Here is an 18,221-nt window from a genome sequence, read left to right on the forward strand (position 1 = left end):
ATGAAAAAACTTATAAATAGAATAAGCCGGGAGCAGAAGACAAGACTTCTGCTCCTGCTGGTATTGTTTGTCAGCGGCCTGATCGTTTACAGAAATTACATTTTCGGAAATGAGTTGCTGGTGTTCAGCGATGTAGGGGGAGATACCCTGGAGCAGTATACCATGCATTATGCAACCATAGTCAATCATCTTCGTGAAGGAAATTTTTCTCTGTGGGATTTTAATAATGGCTTTGGAACCAGTATGTTTAACCTGAATCTGTTTGACCCGTCCCTAATGGTGCTGTATGCCCTGGGAGTGATCCTTGGACCTGCACACATGCTGTTTTTCCTGGTATGGATACAGATTGGAAGGATCCTGGCAGCAGGCTGGGTTTTTTACTGGTTCCTGTCAGAATTTTCCTTTAGCAGGCAGAGCAAATTTATATTCAGCTTTGCCTATGGACTTAGCGGTTATCTTCTTGTTTGGGGACAGCATTACCAGTTTGGAATGGTAACGGTGTATTTTCCACTATTACTTTTATTCTGCGAGAAATTTTTAAGAAAAGAGAAAAAATGGAAGCTGTTTCCGGTAATGGTATTTTTTTGTGGGATCTATAGTGTGTATTTCACATATATGTGCCTGGCGGGAACCGGTCTGTATCTACTGTTCCGGGTAATCTCCCTGAATGGGCTTACCATCCGGCAGAGGATGGGGAAATTTGCAGGCGGCTGCCTGCTTATGCTGTTGGGACTTGGGATGAGCTTTGCAGTTTTTCTTCCTATGGCATCCATTCTTTTAAATGTAACATCCAGAGTGGAGCAGAAGAGGACCCTGGCAGATCTTTTAAAAAGGTGTTTTACCCTGAATAAGCAGGAATATTATGAAACCCTTCTGCTTCGTCCTTTTTCCACGAATTTCCAGAATCTGCAGGAACTGGGAGACAAGAAATACTATGGCTTCTGGAATTATTATGAGGATCCGGTGCTGTTTGTTTCTGTTCTGGCAGTTTTCCTGGTAGTGCAGTTTCTGCTTTTGTTCTGGAAAAGCAATGAGACAAAGCGTACCAGAAGGACTGCTTATGGTGCAGCCTTGTTTATGTTGCTTCTGATGATCTTTCCTGTAGGCGGTTATGCCTTTAATGCTTTTGCTACGGTTACATACAGATATACTTTCCTGCTGCTCCCTATGATTCTTCTGGCAGCAGCCTGGACCTGGGATTATCTGAAAAAGGGCGGCAGAGCCAGCATTATAGGTGTGGTTCTGGTTTGTATCTTTATGTATAAAGCCTGCAGGATGGGCTATGAGGACAGTCTTTTTGCTGAATACAGACAGAACGCAGTGATCACGGCTGTAACCGGAACAGTAATGGCAGTTGTACTTTTGCTGGTGAACCGGTTGAAAGTAAAAGGGGAGCAGGTGCTTTTTAGCCTTTTGGCACTGGCTATGGCTGCGAATGTGATCTGTGAGGGAACTGTTGGCTATGAAGACAGAATGTCCCTGAAAAAAGAGGATACACCGGCAGAAACAGTGGTGCAGGTAACGGATGATTATCTTGAGAAGATCGTTGAGGATCCGTCCGAGCAGCAGGCAAGAGATTTTATTGACAAGCCCCAGGCATATTTCCGGGAGCTTTACAGTCAGGACATCCAGGACATTCTGGGATTTTTAAGGGAAACAGACAAAAGCTTTTACAGGGTGGAAAAGGACTTTTCGTCTGCGACGATTTCCATGGATTCCCTGGCTCAGGGGTACAGAGGGGTCAGCACCTATAATTCTGTAATGAACAGCAATGTAAAGGATTTTGTAAACACCTGTATCCCAAGCTTTTATTATGCAGACCGGAACAGGTATACCTTTTGGGATAATGCTATGAACAACTGGTTTGCAGCCTTTACAGGGGTAAGATACCTGATCTCCAAGAATAGCAGCCTGGATAGCAGCAAATATACGCTGATCCGTCAGTTTGGCAGTATGTATCTGTATCAAAATGTACGGGAAAGCGATGTGGCAAGGTTTTATGATGAAACGGTATCAGAAAACAGCCTGCGGGAAGCGGATAAAAAGATCCGGAAGAAGTTTTTAAGTAATGCCATTGTGCTGGAGGATGGAGAAGACAGGGAAAGTGCGGCAGGCCTTGGGAAATCCCAGGCAAAGAAGGGATCAAAGGTTGTGCTGGATGCTCCTCGGAAGGACACACTGGTAACAGGCAGTATCCAAGCGGCTTCAGATGGATATGTACTTTTTATGATTCCTTATGAGGATGGATGGAGCCTTAAGATCGATGGAGAAGACACAAAGCTGCAGAAAGGGGACTTAGGCTTCCTTGCATGTAAAGTAAAAGAAGGAAATCATGCCCTTACCCTTACTTATCATGCACCATTGCTGAAAGAAGGAATCCTGCTAAGTCTGGCATTCTGGATTATCTATCTTATGTTTACTATATATACATTTTTTGTTCATAGAAAAGACACAATTATATGATAACTATTAGATATCCGAATTGAATATGTATAAAGTTGTAGCGTACAGGTAGCATCATTTCATGATGCGTAAAAGAGAATCCGGTGTGAATCCGGAACGATGCCGTCACTGTGTAAGGGAGCTGCTTCAGAGCCCACTGGGAGACCGGGAAGGGGAAGCAGTGTAGAACGAAGTCAGGAGAACTGCCTTTGCGTGGGATTGTGGATCTGCGGGACACAGAACCAGTATTCTCATAACATTATATGATCATATAGTTTACTGTCGGTATACTTCTGCGAAGAGGGAGAAGCATCTGGCAAAAGGAACGAATGTGTTGATGAGAAGCATTGCGGTCGCAGAAATGTGACCGCTGTTTTTATGCATAGTTCGTCCGGAAATACGAAAAAAAGAGGAAAAAATAATGAAGCGCAAAACAATTATGGCACTGATCCTGTCTGTATCTATGGCAGCAAGTATGACATGTGCAGCAACAGCAGCATTTGCAGAGACAGAAGACGCAGCAGAGACAACAGACGACACAGAAGCAGCAGACGACGCAGAAGCAACAGACGACGCAGAAGCAGCAGACGATGCAGAGGAAACAGATGATGCATCTGCTGAGGACGCAGACCAGGAGGCAGCAGATAAAGTGGCAGCTCTTATTGATGCGATCTACGTACAGGAGAGAACAGACGATACAGATGCACAGTGTACAGAAGCAAAAGAAGCATGGGATGCACTGACAGATGCACAGAAGGAACTGGTAGAGGGAGAAGAGGCAAGCCCTGAGTATTTCGGAAGAGATACAGGAGACGCTTCCAAGGATGATCCGAGAAACCAGGATGAGATCGGTGAGAATGAGCTTCTGGTTGTAAGCTTTGGTACTTCTTTTAATGATAGCCGTGCACAGGATATCAAGGGTATCGAGGATGCACTTCAGGAAGCATATCCGGACTGGTCTGTAAGAAGAGCATTTACAGCTCAGATCATCATCAACCATGTACAGGCAAGAGATGATGAGCATATCGATAATATGCAGCAGGCACTTGACCGTGCAGTTGCAAACGGAGTTAAGAATCTGGTTGTACAGCCTACACACCTGATGCATGGCGCAGAGTATGATGAGATGACAGCTGCTATTGAGGAATATAAAGACAAATTCGAGTCTGTAGCTATTGCAGAGCCAATGCTGGGTGAGGTTGGAGATGATGCTACAGTGATCAATGAGGACAAAGAAGCTGTAGCGAAAGCTATCACAGATGAGGCTGTTAAGACTGCAGGCTATGACAGTATGGAAGCTGCAGCTGAAGATGGTACAGCATTCGTATTTATGGGTCATGGAACATCCCATACAGCAAATGTTACTTATGACCAGATGCAGACACAGATGGAGAACCTTGGATTTACAAACGCATTCATCGGTACTGTAGAGGGTAAGCCGGAAGACACAGCCTGCGATGCTGTAATCGCTAAAGTAAAAGATGCTGGATTCAAGAAAGTTGTTCTTCGTCCGCTGATGGTTGTTGCAGGTGATCATGCAAACAATGATATGGCTGGAGATGACGACGATTCCTGGAAGAGCATGTTTGAGGCATCCGGAGAATTTGACAGCGTAGACTGCCAGATCGAAGGACTTGGAAGAATCGATGCAGTAGAACAGCTGTATGTAGAGCATACAAAAGCAGCTATCGACAGCTTAGCAAAATAAACGGACATGTGGCCATTTGACCACATCACCATAAAGGAGAAAAGAAAGTTATGAAGCGTTCATTAGCCATTTTAGTATCAGCATTAAGTATTTCTGCTATGACAGTTCCTATGACACTGCCGGTATGGGCAGAGGCAGCAGACACCAAAGAAGAAGCATCCGATACACAGGATCTGGAGGATGGAGTTTACATTGTTGACTTTAATACAGACAGCAGCATGTTCCACACAAATGAGGCATGCGAGGGCAAAGGCCAGCTTACTGTAGAAGACGGCAAAATGACCCTTCATATCTCTCTTGTATCCAAGAACATTGTGAATCTTTTCCCAGGGCTTGCTGAGGATGCACAGAAGGATGACGCAGAGCTGCTTCAGCCTACCACAGATACGGTTACCTATAAGGATGGTTTATCAGATGAAGTGTATGGCTTTGATGTTCCTGTAGAGGCTCTTGATCAGGATTTTGACCTTGCTATTATCGGTACTAAGGGCAAATGGTATGATCATATAGTAAGCGTAAGCAATCCGGAGGAGATGAATGATGACAACAAGCTTCCTGTAGAGGTTGCTGAAGATGAGGCAGAAGATACCGAGAATGCAGCAGAAGATACAGAGGATGCAGAATAATCATTAAACAGATATATCCACCGTATATGAAAGCCAGCCGATCGTGTTTCGGCTGGCTTTTATTATGGTGGATATATTCGCTTTATGATGCATCCTTTACTGATTGAACAGGCACAGGGGCTTACACTTTTGCACCCTGATATCAGGACTTGATGATCTTGATCATTTTAATAAATAACAGAAGAAGGATCAGGAATGCCACGCCTCCGATCACTGCATAAGGCACATAGGAGGTGGACTGGGAATAGGCCTTTGCGGCTTCCATATTCGCCTGTCCGTTGGTATAAAGAGAGGTGTCCTGTTCCTGTTCCGGCTCCATCACAGCAGTACCAACCTGCACACCGCTGTAGAAGTAAGTGCGGTTCACCTGGTCGCCTGCAGGTGTGTCCTGGATCGTCAGGCTGTCCGCTGAGGCACCGGCAGGTACGATCACCTGACCTCCGGACATCAGGGAAAAATCATCCTGACCTAAGGTAAGAAGCTGGAAATTGGAAAATCCATAATCCAGAAGAGTGATGGCTTCATCATCTGTCTGGCTGGAGGCTCCTTTTAAAATAACGCAGATCAATGTGACATCATTACGCTGTGCACTGCATACAAGCGTGCTTTGGGAAGCTTCTGTAAATCCTTCCTTGCCGCCAAGACAGCCCTGGTAGTAAGCATCTGAACTGTTGTTGGTCATGGTGAATTTACTGGTAAGTGATCTGGCTCCGCCGGATACATTGGTTGCCGGAATGGTGTAGGTATTTGCGCTGGCAATAGGAGAAAAGGAAGGATTCTCTGTAGCTGCCTTCATGATCAATGCCATATCATGGGCTGTGGTATGCTGATTCTCATCAGGAAGCCCGGTAGGGTTGGTGAACACTGTGTTGGTACAGCCAAGCTGGGCAGCCCTGGTATTCATCATGGCAACAAAGTTTTCAACGGACCCGCCTATATGTTCTGCAACCTGAAGGGCGATATCATTGGCAGAGGCAACCATGATGGCATACAGGCATTGTTCCATGGTAAAAACTTCGTCCAGCTGTGCAGAAATATTGGCACCTCCATCGGTAACACCGGAAACGCCGGTAGCTGTCATGGTCACTTCATCTGTAAGATTACTGTTCTCTAAAGCAAGAAGACAGGTCATGATCTTGACAGTGCTCCCGGGATAAAGAACCTCATCCATATTCTTGGCGTACAGGGTAGTACCGGTACTGTCTTCAAGGATCACAGCGGCTTCGGAAGTGATCTCAGGCCCTTGGGGCCATCCTGAAATCTGGTTGGTGGTGATACTTGAGGCGGCAGTATCTGTAGCAGCCTCTTCTGCAAATGCAGGGCTCCCCAGGATCAGGGAAGCAGACAGCCCGGCAGAGAGCAGAAGGGAAAAAACAGTCCGTTTTCTGCAGGGGGATTTCTTTTGCTTTTTCATTGTATAGATTATCTCCTGTTGTATTTTTATTATTTGTCAGCTGTTTCAGACATTTACAGCTTAATATTTTTATCATAGCATATCTGCAATCAGAAATAGTATATCACATTTACTCCATTTCTTGCAAAAAATATAGTAGAATGTTAAAATGGACAGTAATAATAAAACAGAGGTAAAAAGAAAATATGAGTAAACAAAAATCATCAGGGATGAAGATCCAATGGGGGCGTCTTCTGAAGAAGCTGTCTCCCTATACCATCCAGAAAGGGTTTCGCTATCTGAAGCATTATGGCCCCAGGGAGTTCTGGATCCGTCTTCACGAACGGTTTGAGCCTGAGGAGGTTCCTTACGATCCCTGGTATGAAGCATATATTCCAGATGAGACAGCGCTGGAGAAGCAGAGAAAGCATTCTTTTGCCTATGCGCCTAAGATCAGTGTAGTAGTACCTGCTTACCGTACACCGTCTGTCTTTTTAAAACAGATGCTGGAGTCGGTCCTTGCACAGACTTATGCTAACTGGGAGCTTTGCATTGCAAATGGCAGCCCAGAGGACAAGGAGATGTGTCAGATCCTGGATGGATACCAGACACAGGATCCGAGGATACGCTGGCAGCCATTGAAGGCCAACCTGGGGATCGCAGAAAATACAAATGCCGCTTTTGAAATGGCACAGGGCGACTATATCGGACTGATGGATCATGATGATCTGCTGGCTCCCAATGCTTTGTTTGAAGTGGTACAGGCTCTCAATACAGATCCCAGACCAGAGGTTGTATATACAGACGAAGATAAGGTGACCATGGATCTGAAGGAACATTTTCAGCCTCATCTGAAGCCGGATTTTAACCTGGATCTTTTACGCTCCAATAATTATATCTGCCATTTTTTTACTGTATCCCGGGCTATTATGGAGAAGGTTGGCGGATTTCGCAGGGAATACGATGGTGCCCAGGATTATGATTTTATTTTCCGATGTGTGGAGGCTGCAGGCTGTGTGGCGCATGTACCGGAGATTTTATATCACTGGAGGACACATAAAGCATCTACTGCTGACAATCCTGCAAGTAAGATGTATGCCTTTGATGCAGGCAAACGGGCGATTGAGGCTCACCTTGAAAGAACCGGCACGCCGGGTGTGGTAAGCCATACCAAGGATCTGGGTTTCTACAGAGTGAAGTACCCGGTACAGGGTTCTCCCCTTGTGTCTGTGATCATTCCCAATAAGGATGAAAAGGATACGCTTCAGGCCTGTATCCGGTCTATCCGTGAGAATACCTCTTATAAGCATTATGAGATCCTGATCGTTGAGAATAACAGTACCACTGATGAGATATTTGAATACTATAAGCAGCTGTCAAAGGAGCCGGATGTAAGGATCCTGCACTGGAATGGAGTTTTCAATTATTCAGCTATTAATGATTTTGGAGCAAAAAATGCCAGAGGGGATTATTTCCTTTTCCTGAATAATGACATTACAGTGATCACACCGGATTGGATGGAGGAAATGCTGGGTGTCTGCCAGAGACGGGAAGTGGGAGCTGTAGGCGTGAAGCTTCTTTATCCGGATAATACCATCCAGCATGCAGGCTGTGTGGTAGGTATGGGAGGCATTGCAGGCCATATGTTTGTAGATATGCCAGCCGAGAGGACAGGATATCTGCATAAAGCATCTCTTCTTCAGGACATGAGTGCAGTGACGGCAGCCTGCATGATGGTAAAAAGAGATGCTTTTGAAAAGGCTGGCGGTTTTACAAAGGAACTTGCGGTAGCTTTTAATGATGTGGATCTTTGTTTGAAAATACGCAGGGAAGGATACCTGGTGGTGTATGATCCTTATGCAAAGCTTTATCATATGGAGTCCAAAACAAGAGGTCTGGAGGACAGTAAAGACAAAGTAAGGCGCTTTCAGACTGAGATCGAATATATGAGAAGCCACTGGATCCAGATCCTGAAAAAGGGGGATCCTTATTACAATAAGAATCTGTCTCTTACAAAGTGGAACTATTCCCTGAAACCACTTCCGGGGATGAAGAACAGGAAAGGGCAATAAGGAGGAATACATGCAGGAAGTTGAAGTTTCAGTGGTAATACCCAATTATAATGGGATGGCATATCTGGATGGTGTATTGTCAAGCCTGGAATGCCAGACATTCCGGGATTTTGAGGTGATCCTGGTGGATAATGGTTCTGCTGACGGAAGTACATCCTTTGCAGCAGCCAGTTATCCCTGGGTACGGGTGATCGAGCTTCCAGATAATTATGGGTTCAGCCGTGCTGTCAATGAAGGGATAAAAGCGTCTGCAGCAGAATATGTGCTGCTTTTGAATAATGATACAGAAGTTGAAAAGGATTTTGTAAATGAGATGCTGTCTGCCATCAAAAGGCATAGCAATGCTTTTTCCTGTGCAGGCAAAATGGTTCAGTTTAATGACCGGGACAAGCTGGATGACGCAGGCAATTATTATTGTGCGCTTGGCTGGGCTTTTGCAAGAGGAAAGGGCAAGAGTATCCATACTTATGATCAGGAGGAGCAGGTGTTTGCTACCTGTGCCGGAGCTGCCATTTACAGAAGGGAATTCCTGGATAAGACCGGATATTTTGATGAAGAGCATTTTGCATATCTGGAGGATCTGGATGTGTGCTACCGTGCAAGGATCATGGGCTATGAGAACTGGTATGCACCAAAGGCAGTGGTCTACCATGTAGGCAGCGGCACCAGCGGTTCCAGGTATAATCAGTTCAAAACAAGATATTCATCAAGAAATAATATTTATCTGATCTATAAAAATATGCCGGTTCTGCAGATTATTCTGAATCTTCCTTTTATGATCCCGGGCTTTGTGGTAAAGATCCTGTTTTTTACCTTAAAAGGTATGGGACGGGAATATCTGGCAGGGATCAAGAATGGTTTCCAGATCAGCAAGAAAGACCGTAAAGTACGTTTTTCCATAAAGAATCTGCCAAATTATCTGAAGATACAACTGGAATTATGGGTAAACATCATACGCAGGTTCCGTGGATAAATAAGGGAAAACTTAACTGCTTCGTAACTGTTCGGTATCCTCACCGTTACTATCTGTTGAATAGTTATCCTTTTTCATGAAATTTTTATAAATTGTATTTCAAGATTTTATTGCAATTATGTTGCATCTATTATAAGATAAGTAGAGCGAAAAAATGAGGTGACAGGAATTGATTAAGGACAACCAGAAAAATTTCAGTCTTCTCCATGTGGCAATAGATGCCTGTATGATTATCCTGGCGTATATTTTTGCCTGGGCATTACGATTTATAGGCCCCTTTGCAGCGACAGCAGTGCGTACCCGATCCTTTGAACAGTACATGTTCGCACTGCTTTTTATTGTTCCGGCATACCTGATGATGTATCATGCATTTTCTCTTTATGAGCCAATGCGTATGCAGGGCAGGCGTCTTGTGCTTGCCAGTGTGATCAAGGCCAACACTCTTGGTATTCTTCTGACCACATTTGTACTGTATTATATTGAGGAAGGGGATATTTCCCGTTCCATGCTGATCATGTTTTACTGCATCAATATTTTCCTGGATTTTAGTGCCAGGATGGCAGTATATTATATCCTGCGCAACATGCGTAAGAAAGGCTTGAATCAGAAACAGGTGCTGCTTGTGGGATACAGCCGCGCAGCAGAAGAATACATTGACCGTATCCAGCAAAATCCTCAGTGGGGTTATATTGTGCGGGGGATTCTGGATGACAACGTAGAAGCAGGTACTGTTTACAAAGGGATCAAAGTCATTGGAAGGATCGCAAACCTGATGGTGATACTGCCTGCAAACAGACTGGACGAGATTGCGATTACTCTTGGCCTTTCTGAGTATTACCGGCTGGAGCAGATCGTTGCCATGTGTGAGAAGTCAGGAGTTCATACCAAATTTATTCCGGACTACAGTACCATTATACCCACCAAGCCATATACAGAAGATATACTGGGACTTCCGGTGATCAATATACGTTATGTGCCGCTAAGCAACACTTTTAATGCAATGGTAAAGAGGATCATGGATGTTCTGGGCTCTATTGCAGCTATTATTGTTGCTTCTCCTGTGATGTTGCTGATGTGCATACTGATCAAGGCCACATCCAGGGGACCGCTGATCTATAAGCAGGAGCGGGTAGGGCTTCACAATAAGACATTCTGGATGTATAAGTTCAGATCCATGGAGGTACAGCCGGAGTCAGAAGAGAAGAAAGCCTGGACAGTGAAGAATGATCCCAGAGTTACCGGCATTGGTAAATTCATGAGACGAACAAGCATAGATGAGCTGCCCCAGCTGTTCAATATCCTGAAAGGGGATATGAGCCTGGTAGGCCCAAGGCCCGAGAGGCCTTTCTTTGTGGAGAAGTTCAGGGAAGAAATTCCCAGATATATGGTGAAGCACCAGGTACGTCCGGGACTGACCGGATGGGCACAGGTAAACGGCTACAGGGGAGATACATCCATCCGTAAAAGGATTGAGTGTGACTTATATTACATTGAGAACTGGACCGTTAGCTTTGATATCAAAATATTGTTCCTTACATTTTTTAAGGGATTTATTAATAAAAATGCATACTAACAGAGAATACTAAGGGATGCAGAATAACCAAGAAGGGAAAAGAGTATGGCAGGAAAAGGAAAAAAGAAGAAGAGAATCCTCTTCGCAATTGAGATCATTGTTCTTCTGCTGTTTATTGGCGGACTGTATGTGTATGGACAGATTTCAGCCAGGATGGACAAGCTTGTAAAGAACAAAGTAACAGAATCTTCCGGCGAACGGGCAGCTTTCGATGATTCTAAGATAGTTACTAATGATACAGCTCCCAAGATGACAGGCTACAGAACATATGCACTGTTCGGTATTGACCACAGATCTAAGAATGCTTCTTTGGGTTCTGAGAACAGCGATACCATGATCATTGCCAGCATTAACAATGATACACAGGAGGTACGTCTGGTATCTATTTACCGTGATACACTTCTGAATATTGGCAATGGTACTTATGCCAAGGCAAATGCAGCTTATGCATACGGTGGTCCGGAGCAGGCTATTTCCATGCTGAATACCAACCTGGATCTGAATATTACGGATTATGCTACTGTAGATTTTAATGCACTGACTGCAGCAGTGGACGCAGTTGGCGGCCTGGAGATCCCTCTTTCCTATGCAGAGATGGTTCATATGAACAGTTACTGTAAAGAAACATCAGAGGAAACAGATAAGGAATATACACCGGTAGAACTTCCGGATCCTAAGCCTGAAGATGAGGAAGCTATTTATAATATTTACCATTTGAATGGTGTGCAGGTTACTTCTTACTGCCGTATCCGCTATACAGCCAGCCTGGATATGGGACGTACAGAGCGTCAGCGTAAGGTGATTCAGATGTTGACCCAGAAGCTGAAGAAAGCCGGTCTGACTACTATTTTCAATATTATGGATGAGGTGTTCCCAATGGTGGAAACATCTCTTACCAAGACCGAGATCCTGAATATGATTCCAACACTTCTTGGATATCATGTGGATCAGACTACAGGTTTCCCGCTTAATTATAAGTTCTCCAATGTAAGAGGAAGTATTATTGTGGCGGATTCCCTGGAGTCCAATGTAAAGCAGCTTCATGAGTTCCTGTATGGTTCTTCCGAGAATTATACACCTTCACAGAATATTCTTGATGCAAGTGCCAAGATCATTGATATCGTAGGAGGCGCTGACAAGCTTCAGGATGAGGCTCCTGCAGTCAGTGAGGATGACGGCAGCGGAAATAATGAATTCTTCTGGCAGGATGACGGTAGCGGCGGCAATGCCTGGGATAACGGAAACGGCGGCTATTCGGATCCAAATAATGGAGGAACTACTGGCGGAGGAGACAGTTCCGGTGGTGGTGATAATGGCAGCACCGGCGGTGATTATGTAGATCCCGGCACCGGCGGAGATACTACCGGTGGAGGAGATACCAGCGGCGGCGGTAATACAGGCGGTGATTATGTGGATCCTGGAACCGGCGGTGGAGATACTACCGGCGGCGGAGATACTACCGGTGGAGGCAATACAGGCGGTGACTATGTAGATCCTGGCACCGGCGGAGATACTACCGGTGGAGGAGATGCCAGTGGCGGCGGTGATGTCAGCGGTGGAGGAGATACCAGCGGTGGAGATGCCGGCGGCGGTGATGTGATCCAGGATGATGTGATCGTTGATTATGAAAGCGTGGAAGGCGCTTAACAGATAAAGTAGGCTGTTGCATAAAGCATCTGCAGTGAATGAATATATATTCCTAAAAGGCAGTATATTATTCCTGACAAGTGTATTTATGCAGCAGCCCTTTTTATTTCAATTCAATGGGAAAGGAAAAAGAATGAAAAATGTAGATGTGATCATTCCCACGTACCATCCGGGAAAGGATTTTTATCAGCTTCTGAAAAGGCTGGATCAGCAGACCAGACCGATTCACAGAATACTTGTGATGAATACAGAAGAAAGCGGCTGGAAGCCGGAATGGGAAAAGGAGTTCAGCCAGCTGCAGGTTTACCATCTTCAAAAGTCTGACTTTGATCATGGCGGCACCAGGAAAAAGGCGGCAGAGCTGTCTTTGGCTGATTTTATGATCTTTATGACCCAGGACGCCCTTCCGGCAGATGAATACCTGGTGGAGCATCTTTTAAAGCCTCTTGAAGCAGATGAAAAGGTGGGGGCAGCATATGCAAGACAGCTGCCCAAACAGGACTGCCGCTTTATAGAATGCTATACCAGATCTTTTAATTATCCATCGGTTTCTTCTGTAAAATGGGAGAAGGATACAGGCATATACGGGATCAAGACATATTTTTGCTCCAATGTATGTGCAGCTTACAATAAGGAGATTTACAAAGAAGTAGGTGGATTCGTGGATCGGGCCATTTTTAATGAAGATATGATCTATGCAGGCAATATGGCTAAAAAAGGATATGGAATCGCATATCAGGCAGATGCCTGTGTGTACCATTCTCATAATTATTCCTGTAGCCAGCAGTTCCATAGAAATTTTGATCTGGGCGTGTCCCAGGCAGAGCATCCGGAGATCTTCGACTCTGTTCCTTCCGAAGGGGAGGGGATGAAGCTGGTAAAGCAGACTTTGGGTTATCTTCTGAAAAGCGGACATATATGGCTGATTCCGCAGCTGGTGCTCCAAAGTGGCAGCAAGTACCTGGGGTACAAAATGGGAAAGGGATATATAAAACTGTCGCCCAAAACGGTTCTTAAGTGCACAATGAATCGGGAATATTGGAAAAGAAAAGAATAGTTGGTTTCTGTCACTGTTTTTTTAAATATCCATCACAAATTAAACACATTTCATTGTTACACTTTTTTTATGTAATGATTACAGTGTCAAAAGGTCTGAACCCACTTGTGATTACGCAAGGACGGGGAAACGACTTGGGGATTATTTTACCATAGCGAGAAAGACAGAAGGGAGCAGATGGATATGGACGAGGAGAAAAGCCGGGGGACAGATTCCCAGGAAAATACAGTAAATGACAGCTCCGGGGATGTAACCTATCACTATACAAGACCACAATATGGACAGTATCGGTTCCATGAAGAACAGCAAACGACCAGAGAAGATCAGGATGAAGAAGACACCAGCAAGGTGAAAGTTACGTTAGAAGACAAAGACAGAAAGCCAGTACCTTTTAAGAAAAAGCTGGCAGCTACGATAGTACTGGCAGTGATATTCGGACTGGTAGCAGGAACTGTTTTTCAGGCAACCAATATCCTGTCTCAGAAATATTTTGGCACAGCATCTGCCACAGATACAAAAGTATCCACTACAGAATCAGTTCCGGAGACAGTGGCAGCTTCAGACAATACCACAGATACTTCCTCAGTGCAGGATACAGCTAATGAAAAAGGCACAGTGGCAGCCGTAGCAAAAGCTACCATGCCTTCAGTGGTTGCTATTACGTCTGTAAGCATTCAGGAGATTACCAGCTTTTTTGGATATGGCATGGAATATCCAAGCACAGGCAGTGGGTCAGGGATCATTGTAGGAGAAAATGATGATGAGCTTCTGATCGCTACCAACAATCATGTGATCGAGGGGGCTACTACCTTGAGTGTGTGCTTTATCGGGGATGATGTGGTGAATGCAGAAAAAGAGACAAGGAATGTAGCCAGCGGTGACGGAGATATTAATATTGACGATGCTGTCTCTGCAAAGATTAAAGGAACCGATGAAACTAATGACTTGGCAGTGATTGCTGTAGAGAAAAAGGATATCCCAGAAGATACTATGAGTGAGATCAAGATTGCACAGTTAGGCAGTTCTGATGATCTTGTGGTAGGAGAGCAGGTAGTTGCCATAGGAAATGCCCTTGGTTATGGTCAGACAGTCACTTCCGGATGGGTAAGTGCCCTGAATCGTACCATTACCTTGGAAGGAGGAAGCACCGCTTCCAATTTGATCCAGACAGATGCAGCTATCAATCCTGGTAACAGCGGTGGTGCCCTCTTGAATATGAAGGGCGAACTGATCGGGATCAACTGTGCAAAATATGCATCCAGTGATGTGGAAGGTACAGGGTACGCTATTCCTATTTCCGAGGCTCAGCCCATCTTAGAAGATCTTATGAACCGGAAGACAAGGGATAAGGTGTCCGGTTCCTCCAAAGCCGGATATCTGGATGTGGAGGTGACAGATCTTACTGCAGGTGCCATCCAGATGTACAATATGCCATCCGGTGCTTTTGTTATGAGAGTTACACCAGGCGGCGCAGCGGAGCAGGCAGGTATCCAGAAAAACGACATTATTGTAAAATTTGACGGACAAACAGTGAGCGGACGCTCAGATCTGGTGGAGAAGCTGTCTTATTATACTGCCGGAGAAACGATAGATGTGGTGGTTGCACGGCCGGATGATGGCGAATATAAAGAACAGACCATCAGCGTTACCCTTGCATCCAGAGACAACCAGGGACATAATAATGCCTGATATGGCCTCTGGTGTTTTGACATCAAAATCTTACCTATAGGACATTTCATGAGAGCTGCGTTGGCGGATCTGAGTTTCAGATACGTTACGGCAGCTCTTCCTGCATCCTGCAGTAGAATGTATGAAAAAGACTTTATAAAAACTTTATTTCAATAGTGTGAAAATATGTGCTATAATCCAAATGGAATACAACAACAGAAAGGAAATAATATGTCACAGCATATTGACGATTACGAAGATTTCAGAGAAGTAGATACTGCCGGAGAGAAAGATACAGCAGCAGACACAACGGATCCATCCACAACAGCTGATTCATCTGCAGCTGGTGCAGGGGATGATGCAGACCACCAGGAAGACGGATACGAGCACTTCTGCTTCCTGTGCCGCCGTCCGGAAAGTCAGGCAGGGAAGATGATCGAACTTCCGAATGATATACATATCTGCACAGACTGTATGCAGAAAAGCTTTAACACTATGAACAGCCAGATCAACAACAGCAACATGAATTACGGCGACCTGCTGAATATGCCAGGCGTCAGTATGATCGACCTGGGGAACCTGAACATGGGACCACAGCCAAAAAAGATCCGTAAGAAAAAGGCAGCCCAGGAAGCAAAACCTGTGCTGGATCTGAAGAAGATCCCTGCACCACATAAGATCAAAGCCACTCTGGATGAATATGTGATCGGCCAGGAAAAAGCAAAGAAAGTTATGTCAGTGGCTGTGTATAACCATTATAAAAGAGTGGCATCAGACATGAAAGATGATGTGGAGATCGAGAAGTCCAACATGCTGATGATCGGGCCTACCGGCTGTGGTAAGACGTATCTTGTAAAGACACTGGCCAGACTTCTGGACGTACCCCTTGCTATTGCAGACGCTACATCTTTGACAGAGGCAGGATATATTGGAGACGATATTGAGAGCGTTGTATCCAAGCTTTTGGCAGCAGCAGACAATGACGTAGAACGGGCAGAGCATGGTATTATTTTTATAGATGAGATAGACAAGATCGCAAAGAAAAAGAACGCAAACCAAAGGGATGTAAGCGGAGAGGCTGTCCAGCAGGGACTTCTGAAGCTGCTGGAAGGCAGCCAGGTAGAGGTGCCGGTAGGAGCCAACAGCAAGAATGCCATGGTGCCTATGGTGACTGTAGATACCAGGAATATCCTGTTTATATGCGGCGGTGCATTTCCAGATCTGGACGAGATCATCAAGGAAAGGCTGAATAAGCAGGCATCCATTGGATTTTATGCAGATTTGAAGGATAAATACGATAGAGATCCGCATATACTTTCAAAAGTAACAGTAGAGGACATTCGCAATTTCGGGATGATCCCTGAATTTATCGGCCGACTTCCGGTAATCTTTACATTGGATGGACTGAATGAGGACATGCTGGTAGAGATCCTGCAGGAGCCTAAGAATGCCATACTGAAGCAGTATAAGAAGCTTCTTGCCATGGATGAGGTTCGTCTGGAGTTTGAGGATGGAGCACTGCATTCTATTGCAGCCAGAGCCATGGAACGTAATACAGGAGCCAGAGGGCTTCGTGCCATTCTTGAAGAATATATGCTGGATATCATGTATGAGATCCCTAAGGATGACAGTATTGGTCAGGTGATCATTACAAAAGAATATATAGACGGTAACGGAGGACCAAGAATCCTCTTAAGAGGGCAGGAAGTGCCGTTGCTGGCCTGAGACGGCAACTGGTTGGGGCTTTTTTGCCCCAATATCTAACATATATTCATGCAGCAAATAAAAGAAAAGGAGAAATGCGTTATGAGAAAAGGCTTTTTTGATGGTTTAAGTGAAACATTGACAAGAACAACTAAGGATCTTAGCAAGAAGGCTGGACAGATTTATGAGACACAGAAAATTCAGAGTAAGGTGTCCAGTGAGGAACATATGGTGGAGAAGCTGAAATGTGATATTGGTAATCTTGTTTTCAGCCGTTATAGCGGAGGTGTCCAGATGGACGAAGAGCTTCAGAATCTTTGTCAGGAGATTCGTCAGCATATGGATGCTATCGCAGAGTACAAGGATGCTGCAGCAGATCTGAAAGGACGCAAGATTTGCCCATCCTGTAAGCGGGCAGTGGAGAAGGATGTGTCTTTCTGCCCATTCTGTGGAACTGCATGCCCTAATCCGGAGCCGAAAGAGGAAGTTGTTGCTGAGGCTACAGCAGAAGAAGCAACAGAAACAGTTGCAGAAGATGATACACTTGGAGAAGAGCCAGCAGCAGTGACTTCTGAGGATGTAACTGATGAAAGCGCACCGGAAGCAGAGACTTCTTCAGAGGATACCCAGGAGTAAGAGATACACTCCTTCGTTTCATAAGATGTATGGACAGTTATGGGGAAGAGGACAGATATGACAGGACTTGGACTTACAGCATGGATCTACCTGCTGGATAAAAAAATAAAGGAACAGGTGGACAGCAATATCCTTCAGGGCACCAGAAAGGAAATTCCTGGTGGAAGGATATATCTGTGTAACTGTCACAATGAAGGTATGGCCCTTGGTATAGGACCGAAAGATCAAAAGAACTGTCAGGGTATTTCCGCAGCAGCCTTAGGGGCTGCTGCAGGAGAATATCTGCGGCAGAATATTCAGCAGAAGCCTATGATTAGCAGAATTGGTCTTGGTATGGTTATGGGCGGAGGTCTGTCTAATTATATGGATCGGTGCGAAAAAGGGTATGTGACAGATTATATCAGCTTTCGTACCAGTCATAAGAAATTGCAAAAAATAGTCTTTAATCTGTCTGATGTCTGTATTATTGCTGGGACCGGCCTGTGGCTTTTGTCTGGTTTATTGCCATCCCATAAAAATAAAACAATAAAATCTAAAAAAAATAAAAAAAGATGTTGACATTCCAAATGGAATGAGGTATTATAATCAGGCAGTCGCAAAGAGCGACTGAAAGATATGAAATGCAGGAGTGGCGGAATTGGCAGACGCGCAGGCTTCAGGTGCCTGTGGTCGCAAGATCGTGTGGGTTCAAGTCCCATCTCCTGCATTCTTTTTTTATCTCA

Annotated in this window: 13 protein-coding genes, 1 tRNA gene and 1 riboswitch; of the genes, 13 read left to right on the forward strand and 1 reads right to left on the reverse strand. The window is 44.9% G+C overall.

Annotation, left to right across the window (positions count from 1 at the left end; translation table 11 throughout):
* The 3 genes from G5B11_RS06365 to G5B11_RS06375 all read left to right on the forward strand — a co-directional run bounded on the left by G5B11_RS06365 (nt 1) and on the right by G5B11_RS06375 (nt 4,776).
* Entirely contained in the window at nt 1-2,463 is a 2,463-nt protein-coding gene (locus G5B11_RS06365) for a YfhO family protein (RefSeq protein WP_173727266.1), read from the forward strand.
* A gap of 29 nt (nt 2,464-2,492) precedes the next feature.
* Nucleotides 2,493-2,667, forward strand: a riboswitch (cobalamin riboswitch).
* A gap of 196 nt (nt 2,668-2,863) precedes the next feature.
* Entirely contained in the window at nt 2,864-4,150 is a 1,287-nt protein-coding gene (locus tag G5B11_RS06370; RefSeq protein WP_173727267.1) for a sirohydrochlorin cobaltochelatase, read from the forward strand.
* A 50-nt stretch (nt 4,151-4,200) separates the two neighbouring features.
* A complete protein-coding gene (locus tag G5B11_RS06375) occupies nt 4,201-4,776 on the forward strand; it encodes a hypothetical protein (RefSeq protein ID WP_244092934.1) in 576 nt (191 codons plus the stop codon).
* 142 nt (nt 4,777-4,918) lie between these two features.
* Here the strand turns inward: G5B11_RS06375 and G5B11_RS06380 are convergent, their stop codons facing one another.
* Complete coding sequence (locus G5B11_RS06380; protein WP_173727268.1) at nt 4,919-6,190, reverse strand: D-alanyl-D-alanine carboxypeptidase family protein; 1,272 nt, start codon at nt 6,188-6,190, stop codon at nt 4,919-4,921.
* Between the two features lie 185 nt (nt 6,191-6,375).
* Between G5B11_RS06380 and G5B11_RS06385 the strand changes: the two genes are divergently transcribed.
* The 10 genes from G5B11_RS06385 (at nt 6,376) to G5B11_RS06430 (ending at nt 18,205) form a co-directional block, all read left to right on the forward strand.
* The gene (locus tag G5B11_RS06385) at nt 6,376-8,241 is read left to right on the forward strand and encodes a glycosyltransferase family 2 protein (protein WP_173727269.1); all 1,866 of its coding nucleotides are present in this window, start codon (nt 6,376-6,378) and stop codon (nt 8,239-8,241) included.
* 10 nt (nt 8,242-8,251) lie between these two features.
* Nucleotides 8,252-9,214: a glycosyltransferase family 2 protein gene (locus tag G5B11_RS06390; protein ID WP_173727270.1), complete on the forward strand. Its 963-nt coding sequence runs from the start codon at nt 8,252-8,254 to the stop codon at nt 9,212-9,214.
* Nucleotides 9,215-9,383: 169 nt separating this feature from the next.
* Complete coding sequence (locus G5B11_RS06395) at nt 9,384-10,787, forward strand: undecaprenyl-phosphate glucose phosphotransferase (RefSeq protein WP_158421424.1); 1,404 nt, start codon at nt 9,384-9,386, stop codon at nt 10,785-10,787.
* Nucleotides 10,788-10,832: 45 nt separating this feature from the next.
* On the forward strand, nt 10,833-12,434 hold the full coding sequence (locus tag G5B11_RS06400) for an LCP family protein (RefSeq protein ID WP_158421425.1): 1,602 nt from the start codon (nt 10,833-10,835) through the stop codon (nt 12,432-12,434).
* Between the two features lie 133 nt (nt 12,435-12,567).
* The gene (locus G5B11_RS06405) at nt 12,568-13,491 is read left to right on the forward strand and encodes a glycosyltransferase family 2 protein (RefSeq protein WP_158421426.1); all 924 of its coding nucleotides are present in this window, start codon (nt 12,568-12,570) and stop codon (nt 13,489-13,491) included.
* 183 nt (nt 13,492-13,674) lie between these two features.
* Entirely contained in the window at nt 13,675-15,180 is a 1,506-nt protein-coding gene (locus G5B11_RS06410; RefSeq protein ID WP_158421427.1) for a S1C family serine protease, read from the forward strand.
* Between the two features lie 210 nt (nt 15,181-15,390).
* Complete coding sequence (clpX, locus tag G5B11_RS06415; protein WP_158421428.1) at nt 15,391-16,884, forward strand: ATP-dependent Clp protease ATP-binding subunit ClpX; 1,494 nt, start codon at nt 15,391-15,393, stop codon at nt 16,882-16,884.
* Nucleotides 16,885-16,965: 81 nt separating this feature from the next.
* Nucleotides 16,966-17,499: a zinc ribbon domain-containing protein gene (locus G5B11_RS06420; protein ID WP_173727271.1), complete on the forward strand. Its 534-nt coding sequence runs from the start codon at nt 16,966-16,968 to the stop codon at nt 17,497-17,499.
* A 57-nt stretch (nt 17,500-17,556) separates the two neighbouring features.
* Nucleotides 17,557-18,057: a signal peptidase II gene (locus G5B11_RS06425; protein ID WP_173727272.1), complete on the forward strand. Its 501-nt coding sequence runs from the start codon at nt 17,557-17,559 to the stop codon at nt 18,055-18,057.
* A 64-nt stretch (nt 18,058-18,121) separates the two neighbouring features.
* Nucleotides 18,122-18,205 (forward strand) — tRNA-Leu (locus tag G5B11_RS06430).
* Nucleotides 18,206-18,221 lie beyond the last annotated feature (16 nt).

The sequence above is a fragment of the Blautia glucerasea genome (assembly GCF_013304385.1).
Lineage (GTDB): Bacteria > Bacillota > Clostridia > Lachnospirales > Lachnospiraceae > Blautia_A > Blautia_A ammoniilytica.

What these genes read in the sequence shown, in the direction of transcription:
- G5B11_RS06365 (WP_173727266.1), top strand. Translation starts at nt 1, where the DNA reads ATGAAAAAACTTATAAATAGAATAAGCCGGGAGCAGAAGACAAGACTT.
- G5B11_RS06370 (WP_173727267.1), top strand. Translation starts at nt 2,864, where the DNA reads ATGAAGCGCAAAACAATTATGGCACTGATCCTGTCTGTATCTATGGCA.
- G5B11_RS06375 (WP_244092934.1), top strand. Translation starts at nt 4,201, where the DNA reads ATGAAGCGTTCATTAGCCATTTTAGTATCAGCATTAAGTATTTCTGCT.
- G5B11_RS06380 (WP_173727268.1), bottom strand. Translation starts at nt 6,190, where the DNA reads ATGAAAAAGCAAAAGAAATCCCCCTGCAGAAAACGGACTGTTTTTTCC.
- G5B11_RS06385 (WP_173727269.1), top strand. Translation starts at nt 6,376, where the DNA reads ATGAGTAAACAAAAATCATCAGGGATGAAGATCCAATGGGGGCGTCTT.
- G5B11_RS06390 (WP_173727270.1), top strand. Translation starts at nt 8,252, where the DNA reads ATGCAGGAAGTTGAAGTTTCAGTGGTAATACCCAATTATAATGGGATG.
- G5B11_RS06400 (WP_158421425.1), top strand. Translation starts at nt 10,833, where the DNA reads ATGGCAGGAAAAGGAAAAAAGAAGAAGAGAATCCTCTTCGCAATTGAG.
- G5B11_RS06405 (WP_158421426.1), top strand. Translation starts at nt 12,568, where the DNA reads ATGAAAAATGTAGATGTGATCATTCCCACGTACCATCCGGGAAAGGAT.
- G5B11_RS06410 (WP_158421427.1), top strand. Translation starts at nt 13,675, where the DNA reads ATGGACGAGGAGAAAAGCCGGGGGACAGATTCCCAGGAAAATACAGTA.
- clpX (WP_158421428.1), top strand. Translation starts at nt 15,391, where the DNA reads ATGTCACAGCATATTGACGATTACGAAGATTTCAGAGAAGTAGATACT.
- G5B11_RS06420 (WP_173727271.1), top strand. Translation starts at nt 16,966, where the DNA reads ATGAGAAAAGGCTTTTTTGATGGTTTAAGTGAAACATTGACAAGAACA.
- G5B11_RS06425 (WP_173727272.1), top strand. Translation starts at nt 17,557, where the DNA reads ATGACAGGACTTGGACTTACAGCATGGATCTACCTGCTGGATAAAAAA.